This is a genomic window from Methanoculleus sp., from assembly GCF_035363275.1.
Taxonomy (GTDB): domain Archaea; phylum Halobacteriota; class Methanomicrobia; order Methanomicrobiales; family Methanoculleaceae; genus Methanoculleus.
Genome location: NZ_DAOSET010000046.1, coordinates 1 through 17,991 on the forward strand (window position 1 = coordinate 1; position 17,991 = coordinate 17,991).

20 protein-coding genes, 1 tRNA gene and 1 pseudogene are annotated in these 17,991 nt (G+C 64.8%); 13 read left to right on the plus strand and 9 right to left on the minus strand.

Annotation, left to right across the window (positions count from 1 at the left end):
* On the minus strand, positions 1-628 hold a 628-nt coding region (locus PLN84_RS09905; RefSeq protein WP_348532046.1), incomplete at its 3' end, for a cobyrinate a,c-diamide synthase.
* Between the two features lie 128 nt (positions 629-756).
* Here PLN84_RS09905 and PLN84_RS09910 point away from each other — a divergent pair.
* The 6 genes from PLN84_RS09910 to PLN84_RS09935 all read left to right on the plus strand — a co-directional run bounded on the left by PLN84_RS09910 (position 757) and on the right by PLN84_RS09935 (position 6,466).
* Positions 757-1,449 (plus strand): energy-coupling factor ABC transporter permease, encoded by a 693-nt coding sequence (locus tag PLN84_RS09910; RefSeq protein WP_292382505.1) that lies wholly within the window; start codon positions 757-759, stop codon positions 1,447-1,449.
* On the plus strand, positions 1,446-1,736 hold the full coding sequence (locus PLN84_RS09915) for an energy-coupling factor ABC transporter substrate-binding protein (RefSeq protein WP_292382503.1): 291 nt from the start codon (positions 1,446-1,448) through the stop codon (positions 1,734-1,736). Before PLN84_RS09910 ends, PLN84_RS09915 begins: the two co-directional genes overlap by 4 nt.
* A gap of 44 nt (positions 1,737-1,780) precedes the next feature.
* Entirely contained in the window at positions 1,781-2,557 is a 777-nt protein-coding gene (gene cbiQ / locus PLN84_RS09920) for a cobalt ECF transporter T component CbiQ (protein ID WP_292382501.1), read from the plus strand.
* Positions 2,554-3,756, plus strand: a complete 1,203-nt coding sequence (locus PLN84_RS09925) for an ATP-binding cassette domain-containing protein (RefSeq protein ID WP_292559010.1) — start codon at positions 2,554-2,556, stop codon at positions 3,754-3,756. The genes cbiQ and PLN84_RS09925 overlap by 4 nt, the downstream gene beginning before the upstream one ends.
* Before the next feature lie 113 nt (positions 3,757-3,869).
* Positions 3,870-5,369, plus strand: a complete 1,500-nt coding sequence (pyk, locus tag PLN84_RS09930) for a pyruvate kinase (RefSeq protein ID WP_292559011.1) — start codon at positions 3,870-3,872, stop codon at positions 5,367-5,369.
* A 98-nt stretch (positions 5,370-5,467) separates the two neighbouring features.
* Entirely contained in the window at positions 5,468-6,466 is a 999-nt protein-coding gene (locus PLN84_RS09935) for a cation diffusion facilitator family transporter (protein ID WP_292382494.1), read from the plus strand.
* Between the two features lie 21 nt (positions 6,467-6,487).
* Here PLN84_RS09935 and PLN84_RS09940 read toward each other — a convergent pair whose 3' ends face one another.
* Together PLN84_RS09940 and PLN84_RS09945 are read right to left on the minus strand one after the other, a co-directional pair.
* Complete coding sequence (locus PLN84_RS09940) at positions 6,488-7,039, minus strand: phosphatidate cytidylyltransferase (protein WP_292382491.1); 552 nt, start codon at positions 7,037-7,039, stop codon at positions 6,488-6,490.
* Positions 7,040-7,127: 88 nt separating this feature from the next.
* A complete protein-coding gene (locus tag PLN84_RS09945) occupies positions 7,128-7,394 on the minus strand; it encodes a hypothetical protein (protein ID WP_292382490.1) in 267 nt (88 codons plus the stop codon).
* Positions 7,395-7,501: 107 nt separating this feature from the next.
* Between PLN84_RS09945 and PLN84_RS09950 the strand changes: the two genes are divergently transcribed.
* From PLN84_RS09950 to PLN84_RS09970, 5 genes are all read left to right on the plus strand, one after another.
* Positions 7,502-8,212: a small multi-drug export protein gene (locus PLN84_RS09950; RefSeq protein ID WP_292382488.1), complete on the plus strand. Its 711-nt coding sequence runs from the start codon at positions 7,502-7,504 to the stop codon at positions 8,210-8,212.
* 272 nt (positions 8,213-8,484) lie between these two features.
* Complete coding sequence (locus PLN84_RS09955) at positions 8,485-9,324, plus strand: cache domain-containing protein (RefSeq protein WP_292382487.1); 840 nt, start codon at positions 8,485-8,487, stop codon at positions 9,322-9,324.
* Between the two features lie 109 nt (positions 9,325-9,433).
* On the plus strand, positions 9,434-10,282 hold the full coding sequence (locus PLN84_RS09960; protein ID WP_292382484.1) for an aldo/keto reductase: 849 nt from the start codon (positions 9,434-9,436) through the stop codon (positions 10,280-10,282).
* 103 nt (positions 10,283-10,385) lie between these two features.
* Entirely contained in the window at positions 10,386-11,576 is a 1,191-nt protein-coding gene (locus PLN84_RS09965) for an MFS transporter (protein WP_292382483.1), read from the plus strand.
* Positions 11,577-11,647: 71 nt separating this feature from the next.
* A complete protein-coding gene (locus PLN84_RS09970; RefSeq protein WP_292382481.1) occupies positions 11,648-12,796 on the plus strand; it encodes a CPBP family intramembrane glutamic endopeptidase in 1,149 nt (382 codons plus the stop codon).
* Positions 12,797-12,826: 30 nt separating this feature from the next.
* Here PLN84_RS09970 and PLN84_RS09975 read toward each other — a convergent pair whose 3' ends face one another.
* The 6 genes from PLN84_RS09975 to PLN84_RS10000 form a co-directional block, all read right to left on the minus strand.
* Positions 12,827-13,099 (minus strand): type II toxin-antitoxin system RelE/ParE family toxin, encoded by a 273-nt coding sequence (locus PLN84_RS09975; protein ID WP_292382480.1) that lies wholly within the window; start codon positions 13,097-13,099, stop codon positions 12,827-12,829.
* On the minus strand, positions 13,084-13,332 hold the full coding sequence (locus tag PLN84_RS09980; protein WP_292382478.1) for an antitoxin VapB family protein: 249 nt from the start codon (positions 13,330-13,332) through the stop codon (positions 13,084-13,086). Before PLN84_RS09980 ends, PLN84_RS09975 begins: the two co-directional genes overlap by 16 nt.
* A 108-nt stretch (positions 13,333-13,440) precedes the next feature.
* On the minus strand, positions 13,441-14,130 hold the full coding sequence (locus tag PLN84_RS09985) for a CDGSH iron-sulfur domain-containing protein (RefSeq protein WP_292382477.1): 690 nt from the start codon (positions 14,128-14,130) through the stop codon (positions 13,441-13,443).
* A 200-nt stretch (positions 14,131-14,330) separates the two neighbouring features.
* A tRNA-Ser gene (locus PLN84_RS09990) sits at positions 14,331-14,417 on the minus strand.
* An 81-nt stretch (positions 14,418-14,498) separates the two neighbouring features.
* The gene (locus PLN84_RS09995; RefSeq protein ID WP_348532047.1) at positions 14,499-15,431 is read right to left on the minus strand and encodes an RNA-guided pseudouridylation complex pseudouridine synthase subunit Cbf5; all 933 of its coding nucleotides are present in this window, start codon (positions 15,429-15,431) and stop codon (positions 14,499-14,501) included.
* Between the two features lie 8 nt (positions 15,432-15,439).
* Positions 15,440-16,114 carry a uroporphyrinogen-III synthase gene (locus PLN84_RS10000; RefSeq protein WP_292382758.1) on the minus strand — a complete coding sequence of 225 codons (675 nt, stop codon included), beginning with the start codon at positions 16,112-16,114 and terminating at the stop codon, positions 15,440-15,442.
* Positions 16,115-16,229: 115 nt separating this feature from the next.
* Here PLN84_RS10000 and PLN84_RS10005 point away from each other — a divergent pair, with 115 nt between their 5' ends.
* Both PLN84_RS10005 and PLN84_RS10010 read left to right on the plus strand, forming a co-directional pair.
* A complete protein-coding gene (locus PLN84_RS10005) occupies positions 16,230-17,441 on the plus strand; it encodes a tripartite tricarboxylate transporter permease (protein ID WP_348532048.1) in 1,212 nt (403 codons plus the stop codon).
* A gap of 38 nt (positions 17,442-17,479) precedes the next feature.
* Positions 17,480-17,991 (plus strand): annotated as a pseudogene (locus PLN84_RS10010) (RNA-processing protein); the annotation flags it as partial.

The following is a 17,991-nucleotide window of genomic DNA, read 5'->3' on the forward strand; positions in this document are numbered from 1 at the left end:
AGGTCTCCTCCACCACCGCCCCGAACCCCCCAAGCACCCCGGTCTCGGCCGCCATAGCGAGGCCGAGGTGCCGGCTCCCGACCGTGAGGTCTTTCCTCCGCGGGACTCCCCCGTAGACCGGGAGGCTCTGCGTGGCCTCGATCATGGCCAGGTGGCGGGCGCTCCCGACCCGGTTGAAGATGACCCCGGCGACCCGGACGCCCGGGTCGAACCCCGCGTACCCGAGGGCCATTGCGTGCACGCTCCTTGACGCGCCCCCTGCGTCCACCACGAGGAGCACCGGCGCGTCGAGGATCTTCGCGACGTGGGCCGTGCTCGCGGTGTCGCTCCCTTCGAGCCCGTCGTAGAGCCCCATCACGCCCTCGATGACGGCGATATCGGCCCCGGCGGATGCGCGGAAAAATGTCTCCCGCACCCCGGTCTCCCCCATCATGAACGGGTCGAGGTTGCGCGACGCGCGATCGCAGATAGCTGTGTGGTGCGTGGGATCGATGAAGTCCGGGCCCACCTTGAAGGGCTGGACGGCGAGCCCCCGGGCGGTGAGCGCCGCCATCAGGCCGCTTGCGAGCGTGGTCTTGCCGCAGCCGCTATGAGTTCCGGCGACGACGATCCGTGGAATTGGACGCATAACGTTCCTGTAGTGTTGAATATCGCAGAAGATAAATATGACCTGGGATAACCAGCATATACCAAATAATGTTTCATTAAAACAAGTCTATCTGATTTAACCCCGTCAGGCATATTGCAGGTGATATCATGCACATTATGGAAGGATTCTTACCGAGTCCCTGGTGGGAGATCTGGTTCATTGTCTCCCTACCCTTCATCGTTATCGGAATCTACCAGCTCAACAGGCTTGTACAGGAAAAAAGGGATGCCCTGCCGCTCCTTGCCGTCGCAGGCGCTTTCGTCTTCGTCCTCTCCTCGCTTAAACTCCCCTCGTTCAACGGGAGCTGTTCCCATCCCACGGGGACGGGACTTGGCGGCGTCCTCTTCGGCCCCTGCATCGCCGCCGTCCTCGGCCTGATCGTCCTTGTATTTCAGGCGGTCTTCCTCGCACACGGCGGGATCACTACCCTCGGGGCGAACGTCTTCTCGATGGGGATCGCGGGGCCCGTCGTCGCCTACATCATCTACAAGGCCGGGACCCGGGCAGGCGCAAACACTTACGCGACGGTCTTTCTTGCCGCGGCCCTCGCCGACCTCGTCACCTACGTCGTCACCTCGGTCCAGCTCGCGCTCGCGTTCCCCGGAAGCGTCGGGTTCCTCGGGGCTTTCTCTGCGTTTGCCGCGATCTTCGCCGTCACCCAGATCCCACTCGCCATCATCGAGGGCGCGGTCATCGCGCTGGTCTTCAAGTACATCGTCCAGATCAAACCCGAGATCCTCACCCGCTTAAACCTCCTCTCCGAGAGTACCATCACGAAACTCCGGGAGGCCGCCGCATGAAGCACGGTCTGGAGATCACGGTTGCCGTGATCATCATCGTCTTTGCCGCCGTCTTCCTCGTCCAGGACGCCGCGATCCGGGCTTCCGGTGAGGAGGCCTGGGGTGGGGCCGACGGCGAGGCCGCCGACCTCATCGAAGCCTCCGGCTACGAACCCTGGTTCGAGTCCTTCTGGGCACCCCCGAGCGGCGAGATCGAGTCGCTCTTCTTTGCCCTGCAGGCGGCCATCGGCGCGGTGATCATCGGTTACGTCTTCGGCTACTGGCAGGGCAGCAGGAAAACCGCCTGATTTTTTTGGTGATCCGGCTAACCAGATAAGGGAACGGGACTGCAATGCATAATATCCTCGAAGACGTTGCCCAGACAAACGGTCTGCGTGAGACGAGCTCAGGCCTCAAACTCTTCATCGGGCTATCAAGCATCCTCATCTCGGTCTCGTCGCCCGGTCCCGTCGCCCCTCTGCTGGTTGCGGCCTCGATGAGCGCCGCCCTCCTCGTCCTCGCGCGCATCCCGGCGCGGTTCTACGTCCGACTCCTCCTGGTCCCGGTTCTCTTTGCGGCGACGAGCATCGCCGTGGTCCTCTTCATCACCGGCGGCGGGGCGGTGCTCATCCAGGTCCCCGGTCTCCCCCTCGCGGTCACGGTCGGCGGCGCGAACCTTGCCGTTCTTCTCCTCGCCCGGGTCTTCGGCGGAATGTGCTCGCTCTACTTCATCGCACTCACGACGCCGATGACCGAGATCCTTGATATCCTCCGGCGGCTCCGGGTGCCCGCCGTCTTCATCGACCTCGCCATGCTCACCTACCGGTTCATCTTCATCTTCATCGAGGAGGCCGGCCAGATCTATCGATCTCAGGTGATGCGGCTCGGGTATGGCCGGTTCCGGGAGTCGGTGCAGTCATTCGGGATGCTCACCGGCGCGCTCTTCCTCCGGACCTGGGAGAGCGGCGAAGCCCTGGTGCTCGCCATGGACGCGCGTTGCTACGACGGCAAACTCGGCATCCCCGGTGAAACACGCCCCGTCTCATCCTCTGCGCTCGCAACGGCCCTGTTCTACGTCGGGGCCGTCTTCGGCGTCTCGCTCTTCACCGGAGGTCTGGTACTCGTATGATACCGCTGCTTGAGACCGACGCGATCACCTACACCTACCCGAACGGTCCTGCCGCCCTCACCGGGGTGAGCGTCCGTATCGCCGCGGGATCAAAGACCGCCATCGTCGGCCCGAACGGCGCCGGAAAGTCGACCCTCCTCCTGATGCTCAACGGCATGCTCCGGCCGGCCTCAGGCGAGGTCCGCTTCAATGACCGGCCGCTCGCCTACGACAACCGGAGCCTCCGGGACCTCCGCCGCCGGGTCGGGTTCGTCTTCCAGAACCCCGACGTCCAGATCATCGCCCCGACCGTTGAAGCGGACGTGGCGTTCGGTCCGGTGAACCTCGGTCTTTCTCCCGACGCCGTCCGGCGAGCGGTCCGGGACGCGCTCGGGTACGTCGGGCTCCACGGCTACGAGAAACGGCCGCCCCACCACCTCTCCGGCGGCGAGAAGAAACGAGTCGCCATCGCCGGCATCCTCGCAATGGAGCCGGCGGTCCTGGTCTTCGATGAACCGACCAATACCCTCGACCCGGCAAGTTCCGAGGAGGTGATGGAACTCCTCGACGAGCTCGCCTCCGGGGGCCGGACGGTGCTGATATCCACGCACGACGTCGAACTCGCCTACCGCTGGGCCGACTCGGTCATCCTGATGGAACGGGGGCGTGTCCTCGCCCGCGGGCCGCCGGAAGAGGTCTTCTCTGATCACAGTCTCCTCGCTGCCGCCAGGCTGAAACCACCTGCTCTTCTCGACCTCTACAACGAGCTCGGTCTCCGGGGCGTCATCGACCGTGGCGTTCCTCCAAAGAACGTGCTCGAGTTCACCGACCGGATCGAGCGAGAACTGCGCGGCCACACCCCGACCCGTGACGAAGTCGGGACGATCTACCTCTGCAACGCCGACCGGATCGGCGGCGACGAGTTGCGAGCGCTCGTGGAGCAGGGCGCGGTCGAGCACATCGGGGCGATGGGCACCCGGGCCAAGGAGTTCGCCAACCGGGAGCGGATCCTCCTGGACTACACCTACGGTGTCATCGACAAGTGCATCTTAAAAGCCCTGATCGGGGAGAACTCACTCATCATCACCACCGGGGGCATGGTCGAGCACGTCCACCGTCGCATCGGTGAATACAGTGCCGAGAGCGGGCGGGCACTCGAGGCGACCCCGGTGCGGGACCTGGTGGAACCAAGACCCGACCGGGAGGGCGTCCTGGAGTGATCCCTCTCGCACCACCGGGAACAGGTGCGTAACTCCTCTCTATTCTCTCTTTTTCCGGGACCCCTACCCCGCTTTGCGAAGGTTAATCCGGTGCCGGCACCTGACGATACTTCATGATGCTCGAAGAGGTGCTGCAACGAATATCCGAGCAGGCAAAACGGAAGCGAATGACCCTGCCCGAGCAGAAGACCAAGATCGTCTGTACCATCGGGCCCGCATCTCGGTCCCGGGAGGTCCTTGCCCGGATGGTCCGGGCCGGCATGAACGTCGCCCGGCTCAACCTCTCTCATGGAACGTTCGACGAGCATCGGGAGAACATCAGGAACATCCGGACCGTGGTCGAGGATACCGGTCTTCCCGTCACGATCCTGCTCGATCTCCCGGGACCGAAGATCAGGATCGGCGATCTCGCCCACGAGCCCCTGGAACTCCACAAGGGCGAGACCGTCACCCTCACGACCGCTCCGGCGCCGGGTGATCCCTCCCGGATTCCCGTCGACTTCGAGCAGTTTCCGCAGCTGGTCGCGGAGGGGAGCACCATCTTCCTCAACGACGGGTTCCTCCAGCTCCGGGTCGACGAGGTCGAAGAGAGCGATGTCAGGGCGACAGTGGTTATCGGTGGCCTGCTCCTCTCGCGCAAGGGGATGAGCCTCGTCGGGGGTGGGGGAATCGTTGCCCTCAGCGCCGTGACCGACCGGGACCTCGAGTGCATCGAGTTCGGGCTCGCCGAGGGGCTCGACACCTTCAGCATATCCTTCATTGAGCGGGCGGAGGATATCCTGAAGGCCCGGGAGTATGCGGCCCGGTCCGGAAAGTCCATCCGGGTGATCTCGAAGATCGAGCGGCAGGAGGCGCTCGCAAATCTCGACGGGATCCTCCGGGAGACTGACGGGGTCATGATCGCCCGGGGCGACCTCGGGGTCCAGACCCCCATCGAGGAGGTCCCCACGGTGCAGAAGCGCATCATTCAGAAGGCAAACATCCTCGGCCGGCCGGTGATCACCGCCACCCAGATGCTGATGTCGATGACCGACAATATCCGGCCTACCCGGGCGGAGGTGACCGACGTCGCAAACGCTATCCTCGATGGGACAGACGCGATCATGCTCTCCGAGGAGACATCCATCGGGAAATATCCGGTCGAGACGGTCGCGATGATGGCGAAGATCGCCCGGTCGACCGAGGAGAAACGCACAAGTGTCGGGGCGGGGTGCAGCCCGCTCGCCTACTTCCGGCAGGGGAAGGGCCGGGAGAAGATCACCGTCAACGACGTCGTCTCTTTAAACGTCATCGAGGCGATAGATGCGCTCGGCATCCGGTTCGTGCTGACGCCTACCCGTTCCGGGAGCACCCCGCGGAACATCTCCCGATTCAAGCCGGGGGCCTGGATCCTCGCCTTCACCCGGAACCCGAGCACTTTCAAGTTCCTGGCATTCTCCTACGGGGTCTGCCCGTACCTGATCCGGAGCGAGAAGGAGTACTGGCATGGGGCAATCCTCGACTCGATACGCGATTCCGGCATCATCAAGCCCGGAGAGCGCGTGGTCCTCACCGAAGGTGTCTCCCCCGGACGCGAAGGGACCGATTCGCTCATCATCCTCACGGTGGACTGAGAGGGGTCTGCCGGCACACCCTTCTTCGTTCGGCCGCCTCCGGCACCCCTTCGGGGGACGCAAACCCTATCCCGGCGGAGGGCGAACACTCATCAACCATGGACGTGATCGTTTCGGGCGAGCGGGATGATCGGGGTCAGGATAGCGCGCTGAAGGAGCAGACCGCGCGCCTCTCGGTCGTCTCGAACATGCTTCTCGTCGTGGCAAAACTGGTCGTCGGCATCGCGATAGGCTCGGTTGGCATCATATCCGAGGCGATACACTCCGGGATCGACCTGGTGGCCGCGGTCGTCGCCTACTTCTCGGTCAGGCAGTCGGCCCGGCCTCCTGACGAGTGCCATACCTTCGGGCACGGGAAGTACGAGAGCATATCCGGGCTCCTTGAGGCGGTCCTGATCCTGGTGGCCGCCGTCCTGATCGTCAACGAGGCGTTGAGAAACCTCCTCGGCGGAGAGGAGACGCTGAACGTCGAGGGGCTCGGGCTCGGGATCGCCGTCATGCTGTTCTCGGCCGGGGTGAACTTCTACGTCTCCTCCCGACTGATGGCGGTGGCGAAGAAGACGGAGTCGATCGCGCTTGAGAGCGACGCCTGGCATCTCCGCACAGACGTCTACACCTCCGCCGGGGTCGTGCTCGGGCTTGTCCTGATCCGGCTGACGGGCCTTGTCGTCCTCGACGCCCTCATCGCGCTCGTGGTTGCCGGGATCATCCTCCGGGCGGCATTCGACCTCATCCGGCGTTCGTTCGAGGACCTTGTCGACCGGAGCCTCCCCCCGGAGGAGGAGGCCCGGATCCGGGAGATTATCAATGAGCACTGCACGGACGTCATCAATTTTCACCGGCTCCGGACCCGTCGGTCGGGGCCGAACCGGTTCGTGGACCTCCACCTGGTCGTCCCGAAGACCGCGACCCTTGAGGAGGCTTACGGTATCGTGAAGCACGTGGAGACCGACGTCAAAGGGGAATTCCCCCGCACGAGCGTCACGATCAGGGTCCAGCCCTGCACCGGCGAGGACTGTTCCGCCTGCGGGGTCTTTTCCACCTGCCCGGAGTGCGACCGGTTCGCGTTTCACCACGAAGCGCCGCCCGGGAGATAGAACGGAGGTCTCCGGGCTCTTTCAGAGCAACGCCGCAAGAGTGAGGCAGGCCACGACCGGGATGACGAGGTTGTCGTCCACGGGGCTTATCAGTTCGGCGAGGGCCGTGACCGCGGCCGTCGCGAGGGCGACGGCCGACGGGACGAGGAAGCAGAGGGCGGCCCCCGTCACCGCGACCCCGGCGAGCGTGCCTTCGAGGGACTTGTGGTTGTAGATCCGGGTCCTGCCGAACCGGACGCCGACGAGGGTGGTGACGCTGTCGAGGAGCGAGAGCACTACGAGCCCGATGAAAGCGATCTCTTTTTCAAAGAAGACGAGACAGAAGAGGGCACCGAGCGCGAAGAAGAGCGCTCCCTTTCCCGGGGCGGCGTCCCGCCGTTCAAGGCCGGCAATGACCCACGAGACGATCGGGATGGTGTAGCCCCGGGAGACAGCGTCGGAGAGGAGGAACCCCGCGAAGAGAGCGAGCACCAGGACGGAGAGGGTGAGGCCCCGGTCGAAGAGGAGGACAAACCCCGATATCCCGAGGCCGAAGACGAGGTGGACGACCTGCCGGAGCGACTCGTTCATCATACCGGATGTTGGCGTGGGACCGGTTAAACTCTCTGTAGGCGGAGGAGGTGGGACCGGATCGGCCCCGGTCGGGTGGGGAACGCCGTTCTCACCGCGAGCGGCAGTCCCGGATGAACGCCCGAGCCTCGTCGTCGGTGATCGCGTAGGTCGCCTGGGCATCGAGCGCGACCACCCGAAGGATGACCGCGACCTCGTCGAGGCGGCGCTTGTGATCGCCGCGGACGTGCTTTCTCACCTCGTGCAGGGTTTCGAGCGCGGTCCCGACGTTTGCGATCGTGCAGAGGGCGCTCTCCCGGGTGCCGCTCTCGACGGCGGGGAGGGTGCGGGGCGGCCGTATGGCAGGGGGAGAGGTCATATTCTGTATCCTCGCGGTGCATACCCTTGAACCTGCTGGTACCCACTTTCGATAACGTATTATTCCGTCGTCTCAAATCAGAACAGAGGAACTTCTATTCAATCACCATGGACCATATAACTGAAACCCCCGGGCCGGATCGGTGGAAGGCAATACTTCAGAGCCCCTACCTCGCCGGCTCCGTGAAGTTCATCCTCCCGCTCGCCATCATCCCGGTCGTCTTTCTGGTGCTCTACCTGACCGAGCCTTACGAGCAGTTCCTCATCATATCAGGACTGCTCGTCGCCTATTTCGTCCCCCCGGCCGGGAAGGAGACGATCATCCCGCTCGCGGTCGTCCTGGGCTACCCCTGGTGGCTCATCACGCTCATGATCTTCCTCCTCGACGTGGCCGTCTCACTCTTCGTCGTCTGGAACCTGGATCTGGCACTGAAACTCCCTCTCATCGGTCGGCTGATCGAGAGCGGGATGACGGCGGGCCGGAACTACACCGAGGCCCAGCCCTGGCTCCGGCGGTTCTCGACGGTCGGGCTCATCCTCTTCGTCTTCTTCCCGCTCCAGGGGACCGGGGCGATGAACGGGGCGATCCTGGGGAGACTGCTCGGGCTGGAGAAACGCCGGGTCTTTGGCTGCGTCTGTATCGGGTCAATCTTCTCCTGCCTTGCCTTCTCCCTCGGGGCCGATGTGCTTCTGGATGTCTACCGGCAGAACCCGGCGCTCGGGATTGGCATCCTGGTCGCGATCATCGTTGGGGTCGTGGCCGGGGTCGTGGGATGGCGGGTGTACAAGAAGCGGCTCCGGGAGCGGACGCCCGGGTGATCCGGACCCGGTCGATCCCGCAGTGGGTGGATTTCACGGGTGTTCCGACGGCAGGGGTCGGGAAGAGGAGGCGGACGCCGGCTGGATGCCGTAAACGACGGCGATGAGCCTCCCGTCGCCGTGACGGGAAAATCCAATGGCCGTTTCCCCTTGATACGCCCCTCTCCGATTTCGGTGGAAAAATTCCTTCGGATAACGCTGATTTTTCGACGAAGACGATTTCGCAGGCCTTAAATCTCTTGACCTCAATTTTCTTCCAAACGAGGGAGCAGATGAGTTCTCAATCATACCCATGGATCATCGCGGTCGTAGCGGTCCTCGTCGCTGTCGTCGCCGGTTTTACGGCATTGAATCAGCCGATAGTGCTGCCTGCTTCCGGAACCAATGAAGACGCGAGAGAACTCCTTGTTCGCCTGCAGTCGGATATCGCTGTGGCGCTTGAGGCTGTTGACGGCCGCTTGAGCCACGCGGCGTCTGACCTCAGGGGTACTGGCCTCAACGACACCGCCGCCCGCGGGATCCTTCTGAACCTGAGTGATGTTGACCCTGCTATCGTCGACTGCACGGTCACCGATGCGGGAGGCACGCTCCTCGCCGCCGAACCGGCGGCGTACCATGGCGTCGAGGGCGCGGATCTCCGGGACCAGCCCAACGTCCGGCACGTTCTGGCATCGAAGCGACCGATCATGAGCGAGGTGATCACGGTCGCGGAAGGTATCCCGGCGGCGGTCATGTCCACGCCGATCTTTACCGGCGAGGATCGGTTTGCCGGGTTTGTCTCTGTTGTCTTCCGGCCGGAAGTCCTGATCGGCAACGCCGTCGGCCCGGCGGCGAACGGCACTCCCTTCCAGGTGATGGTCGTCCAGACGGACGGGCGGGTGCTCTACGACACCGACACTACCCAGGTCGGGCGGATGACGTTCGATGACCCACACTACGCGGACTACCCGGACCTGCTCGACGTGGCCCGCCGGACTGCCGCCGAACGCTACGGCACCGCGACCTACGGGTTTGAGATCGACGGAGAGGCGGTGCGGAAGGAGATTACCTGGACGACGACCGGCCTCCACGGGACCGAGTGGCGGGTGGCGGTGATCCGGGCGGTGGAGTGAAGGACCCCGCTCCTCTTTCATTTTTGGCATGCGCGCCCGGGGGGACCTCCACGGATGACCCGTTCCCCGGCTGAACATTTTTATAACCGGGAGCGGATAGGAGTGGTCCATGGCGGGACTGGAGACGCGCAGGTTCGGAAAGACCGGGCGGGAGGTCACCCTCGTTGGGCTCGGCGGCGAGGGGGTCCTCAGGACATACGGGCGACATGCGGAGGCAGCGGCCGTCATCATGGAGGCCCTCAACCAGGGGATCACCTACTTCGACTCGGCAAAGGCCTACGCGGGGAGCGAGGACTACTACGGCGAGGTCTGGCGGAGCCGCCCTGACCTCCGGGAACGGATCTTCCAGGCCAGCAAATCGGCGAGCCGGCTTCACGCGGATGCCGAGATGGACCTCCAGGCGACCCTCCAGCGGATGGGCATCGAGACCCTCGACCTCTGGCAGATCCACGACGTCCGGACGTTTGCCGAGATCCGGGAGATCGAGGGGGTGAGCGGCGCCCTCGCAGCGTTTATCGAAGCGAAGGAGATGGGCATCGTCCGGTATATCGCGGTGACGGGCCATCACGACCCCGACGTCCTCTCGCACGCGGTGGAGAACTGGCCGGTCGACGCCGTGATGATGCCCGCAAACCCGGTGGAAGGCGCACCCGGAGGATTCCTCGATACGACGCTTGCGGCCGCGAAGGAGCAGGGTGTCGCCGTCATCGGGATGAAGGTGCTCGGCGGGTCGAACTACACCGCCCCCGGCACGGGGGTGACGCCGGAGACCCTCGTCCGCTACGCCCTTGCCCAGGATATCTCCGTCGCGATCGTCGGTTGTTCTACGCCCACGGAGGTGCAGGCGCTTGCCGCTGCCGGGAGGAGCGGCCCCCTGCCCGACGACGAGACGACGGCCCTCGTCGAGGCGTTCCGCCCCTACGCCCGCGAGCTCGCCTACTACCGGGGAGTATGGTGAGGAGGGCCACGATCCTGCTACCGATATATGCCCGCGGCGCCAACCTACGGGATAGAGGAGCGGCACCGCGGAGACGACGGTGGTCGCGTGGAGAGATACTGTCATGAGAACCCGGGAACCGCAACGACTCCGGGATCGCATCGCCGCATCGCCGGACGCGATCCTCGTTCTGGTCGTGCTCGTCATCTTCATGGATATGACGATCTACGGGCTCCTTATCCCGGTCTTCCCTCAGTACGCCCCCCGGCTCGGTGTCGACGAATCGGTCGTCGGGATCGTCTTCGGGGTTTACGCCGCCATGCTCCTCCTCTTCTCCATCCCGATGGGCCTCCTCTCCGACCGGGTGGGGCGCCGCCCCCTCATCATCGCCGGGATGCTCCTTCTTGCCCTTGCGACTGCCCTCTTCGGCTTCTCGACCACGGTCACGCACCTGATCGTCGCCCGGACGGTCCAGGGGGTGTCGGCCGCGGCCACCTGGTCTGCGGGGCTTGCGCTCCTCGCCGATACCTGCGACCCCGCCCGGCTCGGGGAGAGGATGGGTATCACCCTCTCGGCGGTCGGGCTCGGGACCGTCCTCGGGCCGGTCGTCGGGGGGCTGCTCTTCGAGTACCTGGGCTACACCGCGACCTTCCTCATCCCGGCGGTGCTGGTGGCTTCGGTCGGTTTCGCGGTCCTCGCCGTCCCGGTGCGCACCTGCAGGCAGGAACGGTCGGGTATGCTGCCCCGGGGGAGTCTCTTCCCGCTCGCCGCCTGCGGGGCCGCGGTCGTCGCGGTCTCCGGGACCTACGGGGTCGTGGACCCCTACCTTCCGGTCTACCTGCACGCTACCTTCGCGGCCTCCCCGGCGACGATCGGGCTCGTCTTTGCGGTGCTGGCGGTCGCCGCCGCCGCCGCCCAGCCGGCCGCAGGAAGGATCTATGACCGGTACGGGGGGAGCCGCTCCCTCATCGGCGGCGGGCTCCTCCTCTCGGGGGTTGCGATCGTTGCTGCCATGCAGGCGCCGACCCTCGTGCTCGTCATCGCTGCCGTCTTCGTGCTGGGGGTCACGCTCTCCTGCGCCCTGGTGCCGGTGATGCCGATCATGGCCGAGATCTACCGCGACCGGAGTTCGCAGGGCGCCGCTTACGGCATCTACAACACCTTCTACTCGCTGGGGCTCGCGGCCGGACCGTTCGCCGGAGCGTTCTTCACGAGCCGGTGGCCGCTGCCGGCGTTCTTCCTCGCGACGTCGGCGGTCCTCGCGGTTGCAGGGGCGCTTGGCTGGGTGGTCATCGGGAAGCTGCGTTGGCAGTGAAGCGTGCGCTACGTTCATCGTGCCGCCGGGCCAACAGATACTGCACTGTCTGGTGTTGAACCGAGGAGATCATGTCGCTGGAATCCTTTCGCCGCCACACCCCCGAACTGCTGATCGCCGCCTTCGGCCTCATCTTCCTCGCGGCGGTCTCCGGGACCGTCGGCGGCGAGGCGGGATCATTCCTTGTCGCCTCGCTCGACGTGGCGTTCTTCGTCGTCCTCGCGATGCTCGTCTACCTCGCCGATGACCGGCACCCCGCGTACCGGTGGGCCGCCGTCTTCTGGCTCCTCGCTCTCGTCGGGGGGGTTGCGGCCGCTGCAGCCGGCGTCGGTGTCATAGCGATCCTGCCGGCGGAGGTGCTTGAGGGCGCGGAGTTCGATCCGGAGACCGTCGACCTCGCCCTGGCCGGAGAGGTGGCTCTCCTCCTGCTCGGCGTCCTTGCCGCGGCACTTGCAAGTCTCGTCGGGCTCTCCCGCCGGTTCAGGGTCCGGCTCGCCCGGTACCTTCCGTTCGACCCGGACTCGCTCCTCCATACGGTTGCGCTCGTCGTCATCCTCGCCCTGATCCTCATCCCGACCATACCGCTCCTGGCGACAGGGGGTCCGCCCTTCCTCTCGCCGCAGTTCCTCGATCCCCTGCTCGAGTCCGGGGACCTCCTCGCGGATACGGTCACGTTGAACGCCTACACCCTCTTCTGGACGCTCATCGGCTCGTTCTTCATCGCCGGGGCATGCGTCCGGCGGACGCCCCGTCAGGTCCTGAAGCGGCTCGGGCTCGTCCGGCCGACCGGAAGAGAAATTGCTCTTGCTGTTGCTGTAGCCTTCGCGCTCGTGATCGCGTTCCACTTCATCGACCCGGCGCTCGCCGCGCTGGTGGGCTGGCTCGGCCTCCCCGTCACCGATGTTGAGGCTGTCAACCTGCTCTTTGCCGGTTCGCTCACCCTGCCCGGGATCATCGTGGCGTCCATCGCGGCGGGGTTCGGCGAGGAGGTGAGCATCCGCGGTCTGCTCCAGCCCCGGTTCGGCATCCTCCTCCCGGCGCTCCTCTTCGCATCGCTCCACGCGTTCCAGTACAGCTGGGACGGCCTCATCTCGGTCTTCCTTGCGGGGCTCGTCTTTGCCTGCATCCGGAGGTACTCGAACACCACAACGTCGGCGGTCACGCATACCGTCTACGACCTGGTACTCTTTGCCATGCTTATGGTGGGAGTATCGTTCTGACGGGCGAAACCCCTTTTTCCCGGGAGGATGTCAGTGCTTGCGGTACACCTTCGACCGGTGACCGACTTCCACCACGACAATCACAAGCATGTCGTCAAAGATGTTCAAAATAACACGGTATCTCCCTATTCGGAGCGAGTAAAAGGGACTCTGACTTCTCCCTTTCAGTTTCTTCACGTGCCGGGCGGGATCCGGCTCCTGAGCGAGGGCCTCCACCTCATCAAGGATCCGGGTTCCGACACTCGCGGGCATCTTCGCGAGGTCGCGCACCACCGCCGTCGTGAGTCTTACCGTGTACGCCATGCCGCCTGCAACTCGGCGCGTGCTTCCTCCAGGGTATACAGGCGACCGGCCTTAATGTCTTCAAGTGACTCCTCGATTCCCCGGATAGCCTCGTCGCTCAGGGGCTCGTCGTCCTCGGTAGTATCCATAAGGCGCCTGATGACGTCGTCGAAGGTTTCGCGGGGATACCGCTTCATCGCTGCCAGCCGTTCCTTTGTCTCCTGAGATACCCACACTGTTGTCGTCCGGGACATGCTATGATCTATAGCGGCCTATTGAATATCATCGTTACGATCGTCCTCGAGGTTTCGATACGACGTTGCCTCTCCCGGTTGCCTGCGCCGGACGAGGAGTCGAGTCGCTCATTGCCCGACATGGCTCCCGTCGCAGAACGGTTTATTCCACGATCTCCCGCACCGGCAGAGGGTAATCCGGTTCCTGATCGTATAGGTCCCTCCCTCGGCGGACTCGACCGGGATCCCGCCGCGGACCCAGAGCGGCCCATGTTCATCCCTGACAGGATCTTCGACCACGACGATGGACTTATCAAGAAAAGGCTCGATCGTCTCACCGGTCTTCCGGTCGCGGAGAACGAGCCGGCCGGAAGGGCAGTTGCATGCTTCCTCTATTGCCGTGTTCCGTGCCTCCGGGATACTGGACCGTTCCGTGAGGTTCCAGATTCCTCCGGCCCGCATGCAGAACCGTGCGTGCACACAGAGCCCTTCATAATCGATCAGTTCCAACTCCGGTCCGCTGATGATGGTCGGGCTCTGGAGATACGGTTCGTTTCCGGCTGTCTCGGTACCGTCAAAGCGGACCTTCGCATGCGTCCCGTCACAGAAGGGTTTGTTCCTCGACCGTCCGCAGCGGCATAAGGCATACCGTTCCTGCAGCGGGTACTCCCGTACCTTCTTCCACGACCGGCAGTCGCCCCCGTCATCGTAGGAGATCTCCATCACCATGAGCGGGACACCCCCGGTCACAATGTATGGACCATGCTTGCTCACCTGGATCTTCATGATGTCGTTTCCCCTTTTTTTTGTGATCGCCACAGGTATTCTCTCGTTATGGAGGGGTGATGGGCGTTCCCGGAACTATCACGAATGCGGGATAAATAATTTGGGCCTCTTTCCGTCACCGATATGGAAACATTGAACGCGATTAAATTGCTAAATTCCCAGTATGACGATGCCATGGGCAAGCAGACCGAAAACGTCAGGCAAAAAGCTCGCAAAAATCGTTTGAAAAGAAACGCTGAGGGGGAGATTTGAACTCCCGAGGGGCTCAACGCCCCACGGGCTTTCCAGGCCCGCGCCTTACCGGTCTAGACTACCTCAGCAGAGAATGTGCATCATTAGTTGGCGGGACAGTCTATTAATAATATCCTCCCGGCGGGGTTCTCGCCACGGGGCCAATGAGATCATGAGTGTTCCTGCGCCCCGGCGTGCGTCTTCCAGCCCCGGGGGTAGGTGCCGGGCTGCATCAGGACGGTGGTGGGTGCGACGACGAACCCGGGTTCTCCCGGTTTCAACGCTGGCGAACCGACGAGGGCCTTCCCGAGCCCCACCAGTTCGCCGCGTTCCGTCACGATCGCGACCGTCTCGCCTTTCCCGAATCCGCCCACCTTTGCCGTGACCCCCACCGCGGCGAGGACCGCGCCGTGGCAGACGGCATCGACCGCGGTGTCGCGGATGACGACCTTCGGGAGGTCGCCGACGGCGGCGTCCGGGGCAAGGATCATCCCCCGGAGGGGCTCAGGATCGCCGTCCCGGGCCGCCGCGCAGGCATCGACGAGGTCATGAAGCGAGACCGCCGCTGTCTCGTCGAACGTGCCCGAGCGTATCCGCCGGAGTTCCTCCATGTGGGCGCAGACCCCGATCGCGTAGCCCATGTGGATGCAGAGCGTCCGGATGTAGGTCCCGGCGTCGCACCTGACCCGGAAGAGGACGAGCCTGCCGGCCATATCCAGGATCTCGATCTCCTGGATCTTCCGGATCCGGAGGCTCCTTTTCACCGCGCTCTTCCTCGGGGGCCGCTGGTAGATCCGGCCGGTGAACTCAGCCGCCACCCGGTCCACGGCCTCCCGCGGCGCATCGGCGTGGAGCCTCATCAAGCAGATATATTCTTTGTTGTGCGAGAGGAGGACCGGGGCGAGCCGGACGGCGCCGCCGAACATGACAATGAGCACCCCGGAGACCTGCGGGTCGAGCGTCCCGGCGTGGCCCACCCGCCGCCCGAGGATATCGCCGACCCAGGCGGTCACCTGGTGGCTGCTCGGCCCCCGGGGCTTGTCGATGACGACGATCCCCGACGCGGGGAGAGCCCCGCCGCAGGGGTTACCTGGATCGTTCATATTCGGTGTCATATTTTCAACCGGTTCAGCGCTTGAAGGGTTCCCGCAAGCGACCCGTCTCCGACGACTGCCGGGGGGTGCCCGCCGGCCCGCATGGCATCGGCGGTGATATCGCCGATGGCGACGAGGAGGAGACCGTCCCGGGGCCGCCACCGGGCCTCCCGGTAGGACATGGCGCTCGTGAAAAGGACGGCGTCGGCGGCGTCGAGAGCGAGTTCGGTCCCCGTGGGGGCAAGGGCGTAGACCCGCTCCTCCCGGACCGTCCCGCCTGCGGCGGCGATCGCGTTGAGGAGGCCCGGGTTCGGGACGTCGGCCCGCGGGATCCCGACCGTCCGCCCCCGGAGCCACTCCCCGAGGTAGGGAACGAAGTCCCGGGAGTAGAACGAAGGGAGGATCTCTGCCTCGATCCCGGACTCCCGGAGAGTCTCGGCAGTCTTCGGCCCGATGGCGATCACCCGTGGCCATCGTTTCAGCCTCGGCCCGACGATCGCGGCCGGGAGGGCGCTCGAGAAGAAGAGGCAGTCGAACTCGCCGCGGTGGACGGCCTCGACGAACGCGGCAACCCGCTCCATCCGCACCTCCGCCCGGAGGGGTGAGACCGTGTAGCAGTCGTGGCCGCAGGAGGTGCAGAGAGCGCGGTCTCCCGCCGCCTTGTTTTCGAGCCGGGTGATGGCAATCTTCATTGCCACAACGTTCGTCCCGGTGGAATATGACTGTATCTGTCGGGATGCCTCCTCCTCGCCCCTGCCGGGCACGATTCGGTTGGTTTATCCCCGCCGGCTTCGACCGTAGATCTGCGTGCTCGCAAGTATCGTGCTCGGGGCCGTCGTCGGTATCGGCTGCGGCGTCGTGAGCGGCCTCGTTCCCGGCATCCATGCCAACACCGTGGCCGGCGTCCTTCTTTCGCTCCAGGCGCTCCTCCTCGCCTGGTTCGACCCGGTGGTCATCGCCTCCGCGATGTTCTCCACTCTGGTCACGCATACGTTCCTCGACAACGTCCCGAGCACGTTCCTCGGTATCCCCGATGCCGACACATCCCTCGCGGTCCTTCCCGCGCACGCCCTCTGTCTCGAAGGGCGGGGAGAGGAGGCCGTCCGCATATCGGCTCTCGGGAGCGCCGCCGGCGTCGCCCTCTCTCTCCCGCTCGCGCTCGTGTTCGTCCTGGCTCTTCCGGCACTTCAGCCGGCGATCGACTGGGGCATCGGGCTTGTCATCCTCGCTGTCGCCGGCTACCTCATCGTCGTCTCCGAGTCGCCGGGATGGGCGCTCGCCGTCTTCTCGGTCTCGGGTCTCCTCGGCCTCTTCTCCCTCGGCTATTCCTTCCTTGCCTGGCCGGCGGGCGGTGAGTCCGGGGTGCTGATGCCCCTCCTCTCCGGGCTCTTCGGGATCGCGGTCCTCCTCAAGGCGTCGCACGGGGTCATGCCCGAACAGAGTTTTACGGGGATCGACCTCCCGGCCGGTGCGGTCCGGCGGGGTTCCGTCCTCGGCTCCGCCGCGGGCGCTCTCGTCGGCTGGCTTCCGGGCCTCTCGAGCGCCACGGCAAACGCCCTCCTGACGTCGGTCATCGGCTACGACTCCAACCCGCGCGAATACATCCTTGCGACCAGCGCCGCAAACACCGTGAATGCCTTCCTCGGGCTTGCGGCCTTCTACGCCATAGCCCGGACGCGGAGCGGGGTGATGGCGGCGATCGGGGCGCTCGAAGAGGTTCCGCCGGCAACCGCCATCCTTCTTGCCGGTGCCATCGCCGCGGTCGGCGCCTACCTCCTGACCATTCTCTTCTCGCGTACGGCCTGGTGGTTTGGCGGTATCAACATCACGAAGATCAACCACGGTGTCATCATCTTCGTCGCCCTCCTCTCCCTCTTCCTCTGCGGCCCTTTCGGAGGGCTCGTCCTCCTGCTCGCGACGGCGGTCGGCTATGTCCCGGCTCTCGTCAACATCCGCCGGGTCTACTGCATGGGGGCGATCATGGTTCCGGTGATGGTCTACTCGTTCGGCATCGCCTGACCGCCCGGGTTATATCGACAGAGTTCCAATACCGTACCATGCTACAGCGCTACTGGTTCGGAGATGTCGATGAGCAGGGGTGTCGGGCCGCCGGCACCGATCCGGCCGCGCTCGCTCTACGGGCTACCACGCTCCGCACCGGTATGGAGTCCTACGTCCCCATCGACTGGGAGATTGCCCGGGACTGCGGCGTTGTCCGGACGCGGGCGGAGTACGTTGACCTGCTCCGGTCCGTCTGCACCACCCTTGCCCGGGAGAAGATCGCCCGTTCATACCAGGCGAGAGACGTCGAGCTCCTCCAGATGGTCAGGATGCTCGACGAACTCGACAACGTCATCAATCTCCTCCAGGAACGCGCCGCTGAGTGGTACCAGGTCACGAACCCGTCGTTCTCCCGGAAGTACCGGTCGCTCCCGGCCAGAAAGATGCTCGACCTCATCCGGCGGGGGGCCCGGGGGGGTCTCCTCGATGTCTCCGGCGAGATCGAGCGGCTCACCGGGACGAGGAGCCGCCTGATGCGGGAGGTCTCGGCCCGGGCCGACGAGGTGCT

Excerpts from the sequence above, each read along its gene's own strand:
- PLN84_RS09910 (WP_292382505.1), top strand. The coding sequence starts at position 757 with ATGCACATTATGGAAGGATTCTTACCGAGTCCCTGGTGGGAGATCTGG.
- PLN84_RS09915 (WP_292382503.1), top strand. The coding sequence starts at position 1,446 with ATGAAGCACGGTCTGGAGATCACGGTTGCCGTGATCATCATCGTCTTT.
- cbiQ (WP_292382501.1), top strand. The coding sequence starts at position 1,781 with ATGCATAATATCCTCGAAGACGTTGCCCAGACAAACGGTCTGCGTGAG.
- PLN84_RS09925 (WP_292559010.1), top strand. The coding sequence starts at position 2,554 with ATGATACCGCTGCTTGAGACCGACGCGATCACCTACACCTACCCGAAC.
- pyk (WP_292559011.1), top strand. The coding sequence starts at position 3,870 with ATGATGCTCGAAGAGGTGCTGCAACGAATATCCGAGCAGGCAAAACGG.
- PLN84_RS09935 (WP_292382494.1), top strand. The coding sequence starts at position 5,468 with ATGGACGTGATCGTTTCGGGCGAGCGGGATGATCGGGGTCAGGATAGC.
- PLN84_RS09940 (WP_292382491.1), bottom strand. The coding sequence starts at position 7,039 with ATGATGAACGAGTCGCTCCGGCAGGTCGTCCACCTCGTCTTCGGCCTC.
- PLN84_RS09945 (WP_292382490.1), bottom strand. The coding sequence starts at position 7,394 with ATGACCTCTCCCCCTGCCATACGGCCGCCCCGCACCCTCCCCGCCGTC.
- PLN84_RS09950 (WP_292382488.1), top strand. The coding sequence starts at position 7,502 with ATGGACCATATAACTGAAACCCCCGGGCCGGATCGGTGGAAGGCAATA.
- PLN84_RS09955 (WP_292382487.1), top strand. The coding sequence starts at position 8,485 with ATGAGTTCTCAATCATACCCATGGATCATCGCGGTCGTAGCGGTCCTC.
- PLN84_RS09960 (WP_292382484.1), top strand. The coding sequence starts at position 9,434 with ATGGCGGGACTGGAGACGCGCAGGTTCGGAAAGACCGGGCGGGAGGTC.
- PLN84_RS09965 (WP_292382483.1), top strand. The coding sequence starts at position 10,386 with ATGAGAACCCGGGAACCGCAACGACTCCGGGATCGCATCGCCGCATCG.
- PLN84_RS09970 (WP_292382481.1), top strand. The coding sequence starts at position 11,648 with ATGTCGCTGGAATCCTTTCGCCGCCACACCCCCGAACTGCTGATCGCC.
- PLN84_RS09975 (WP_292382480.1), bottom strand. The coding sequence starts at position 13,099 with ATGGCGTACACGGTAAGACTCACGACGGCGGTGGTGCGCGACCTCGCG.
- PLN84_RS09980 (WP_292382478.1), bottom strand. The coding sequence starts at position 13,332 with ATGTCCCGGACGACAACAGTGTGGGTATCTCAGGAGACAAAGGAACGG.
- PLN84_RS09995 (WP_348532047.1), bottom strand. The coding sequence starts at position 15,431 with ATGAACGATCCAGGTAACCCCTGCGGCGGGGCTCTCCCCGCGTCGGGG.
- PLN84_RS10000 (WP_292382758.1), bottom strand. The coding sequence starts at position 16,114 with ATGAAGATTGCCATCACCCGGCTCGAAAACAAGGCGGCGGGAGACCGC.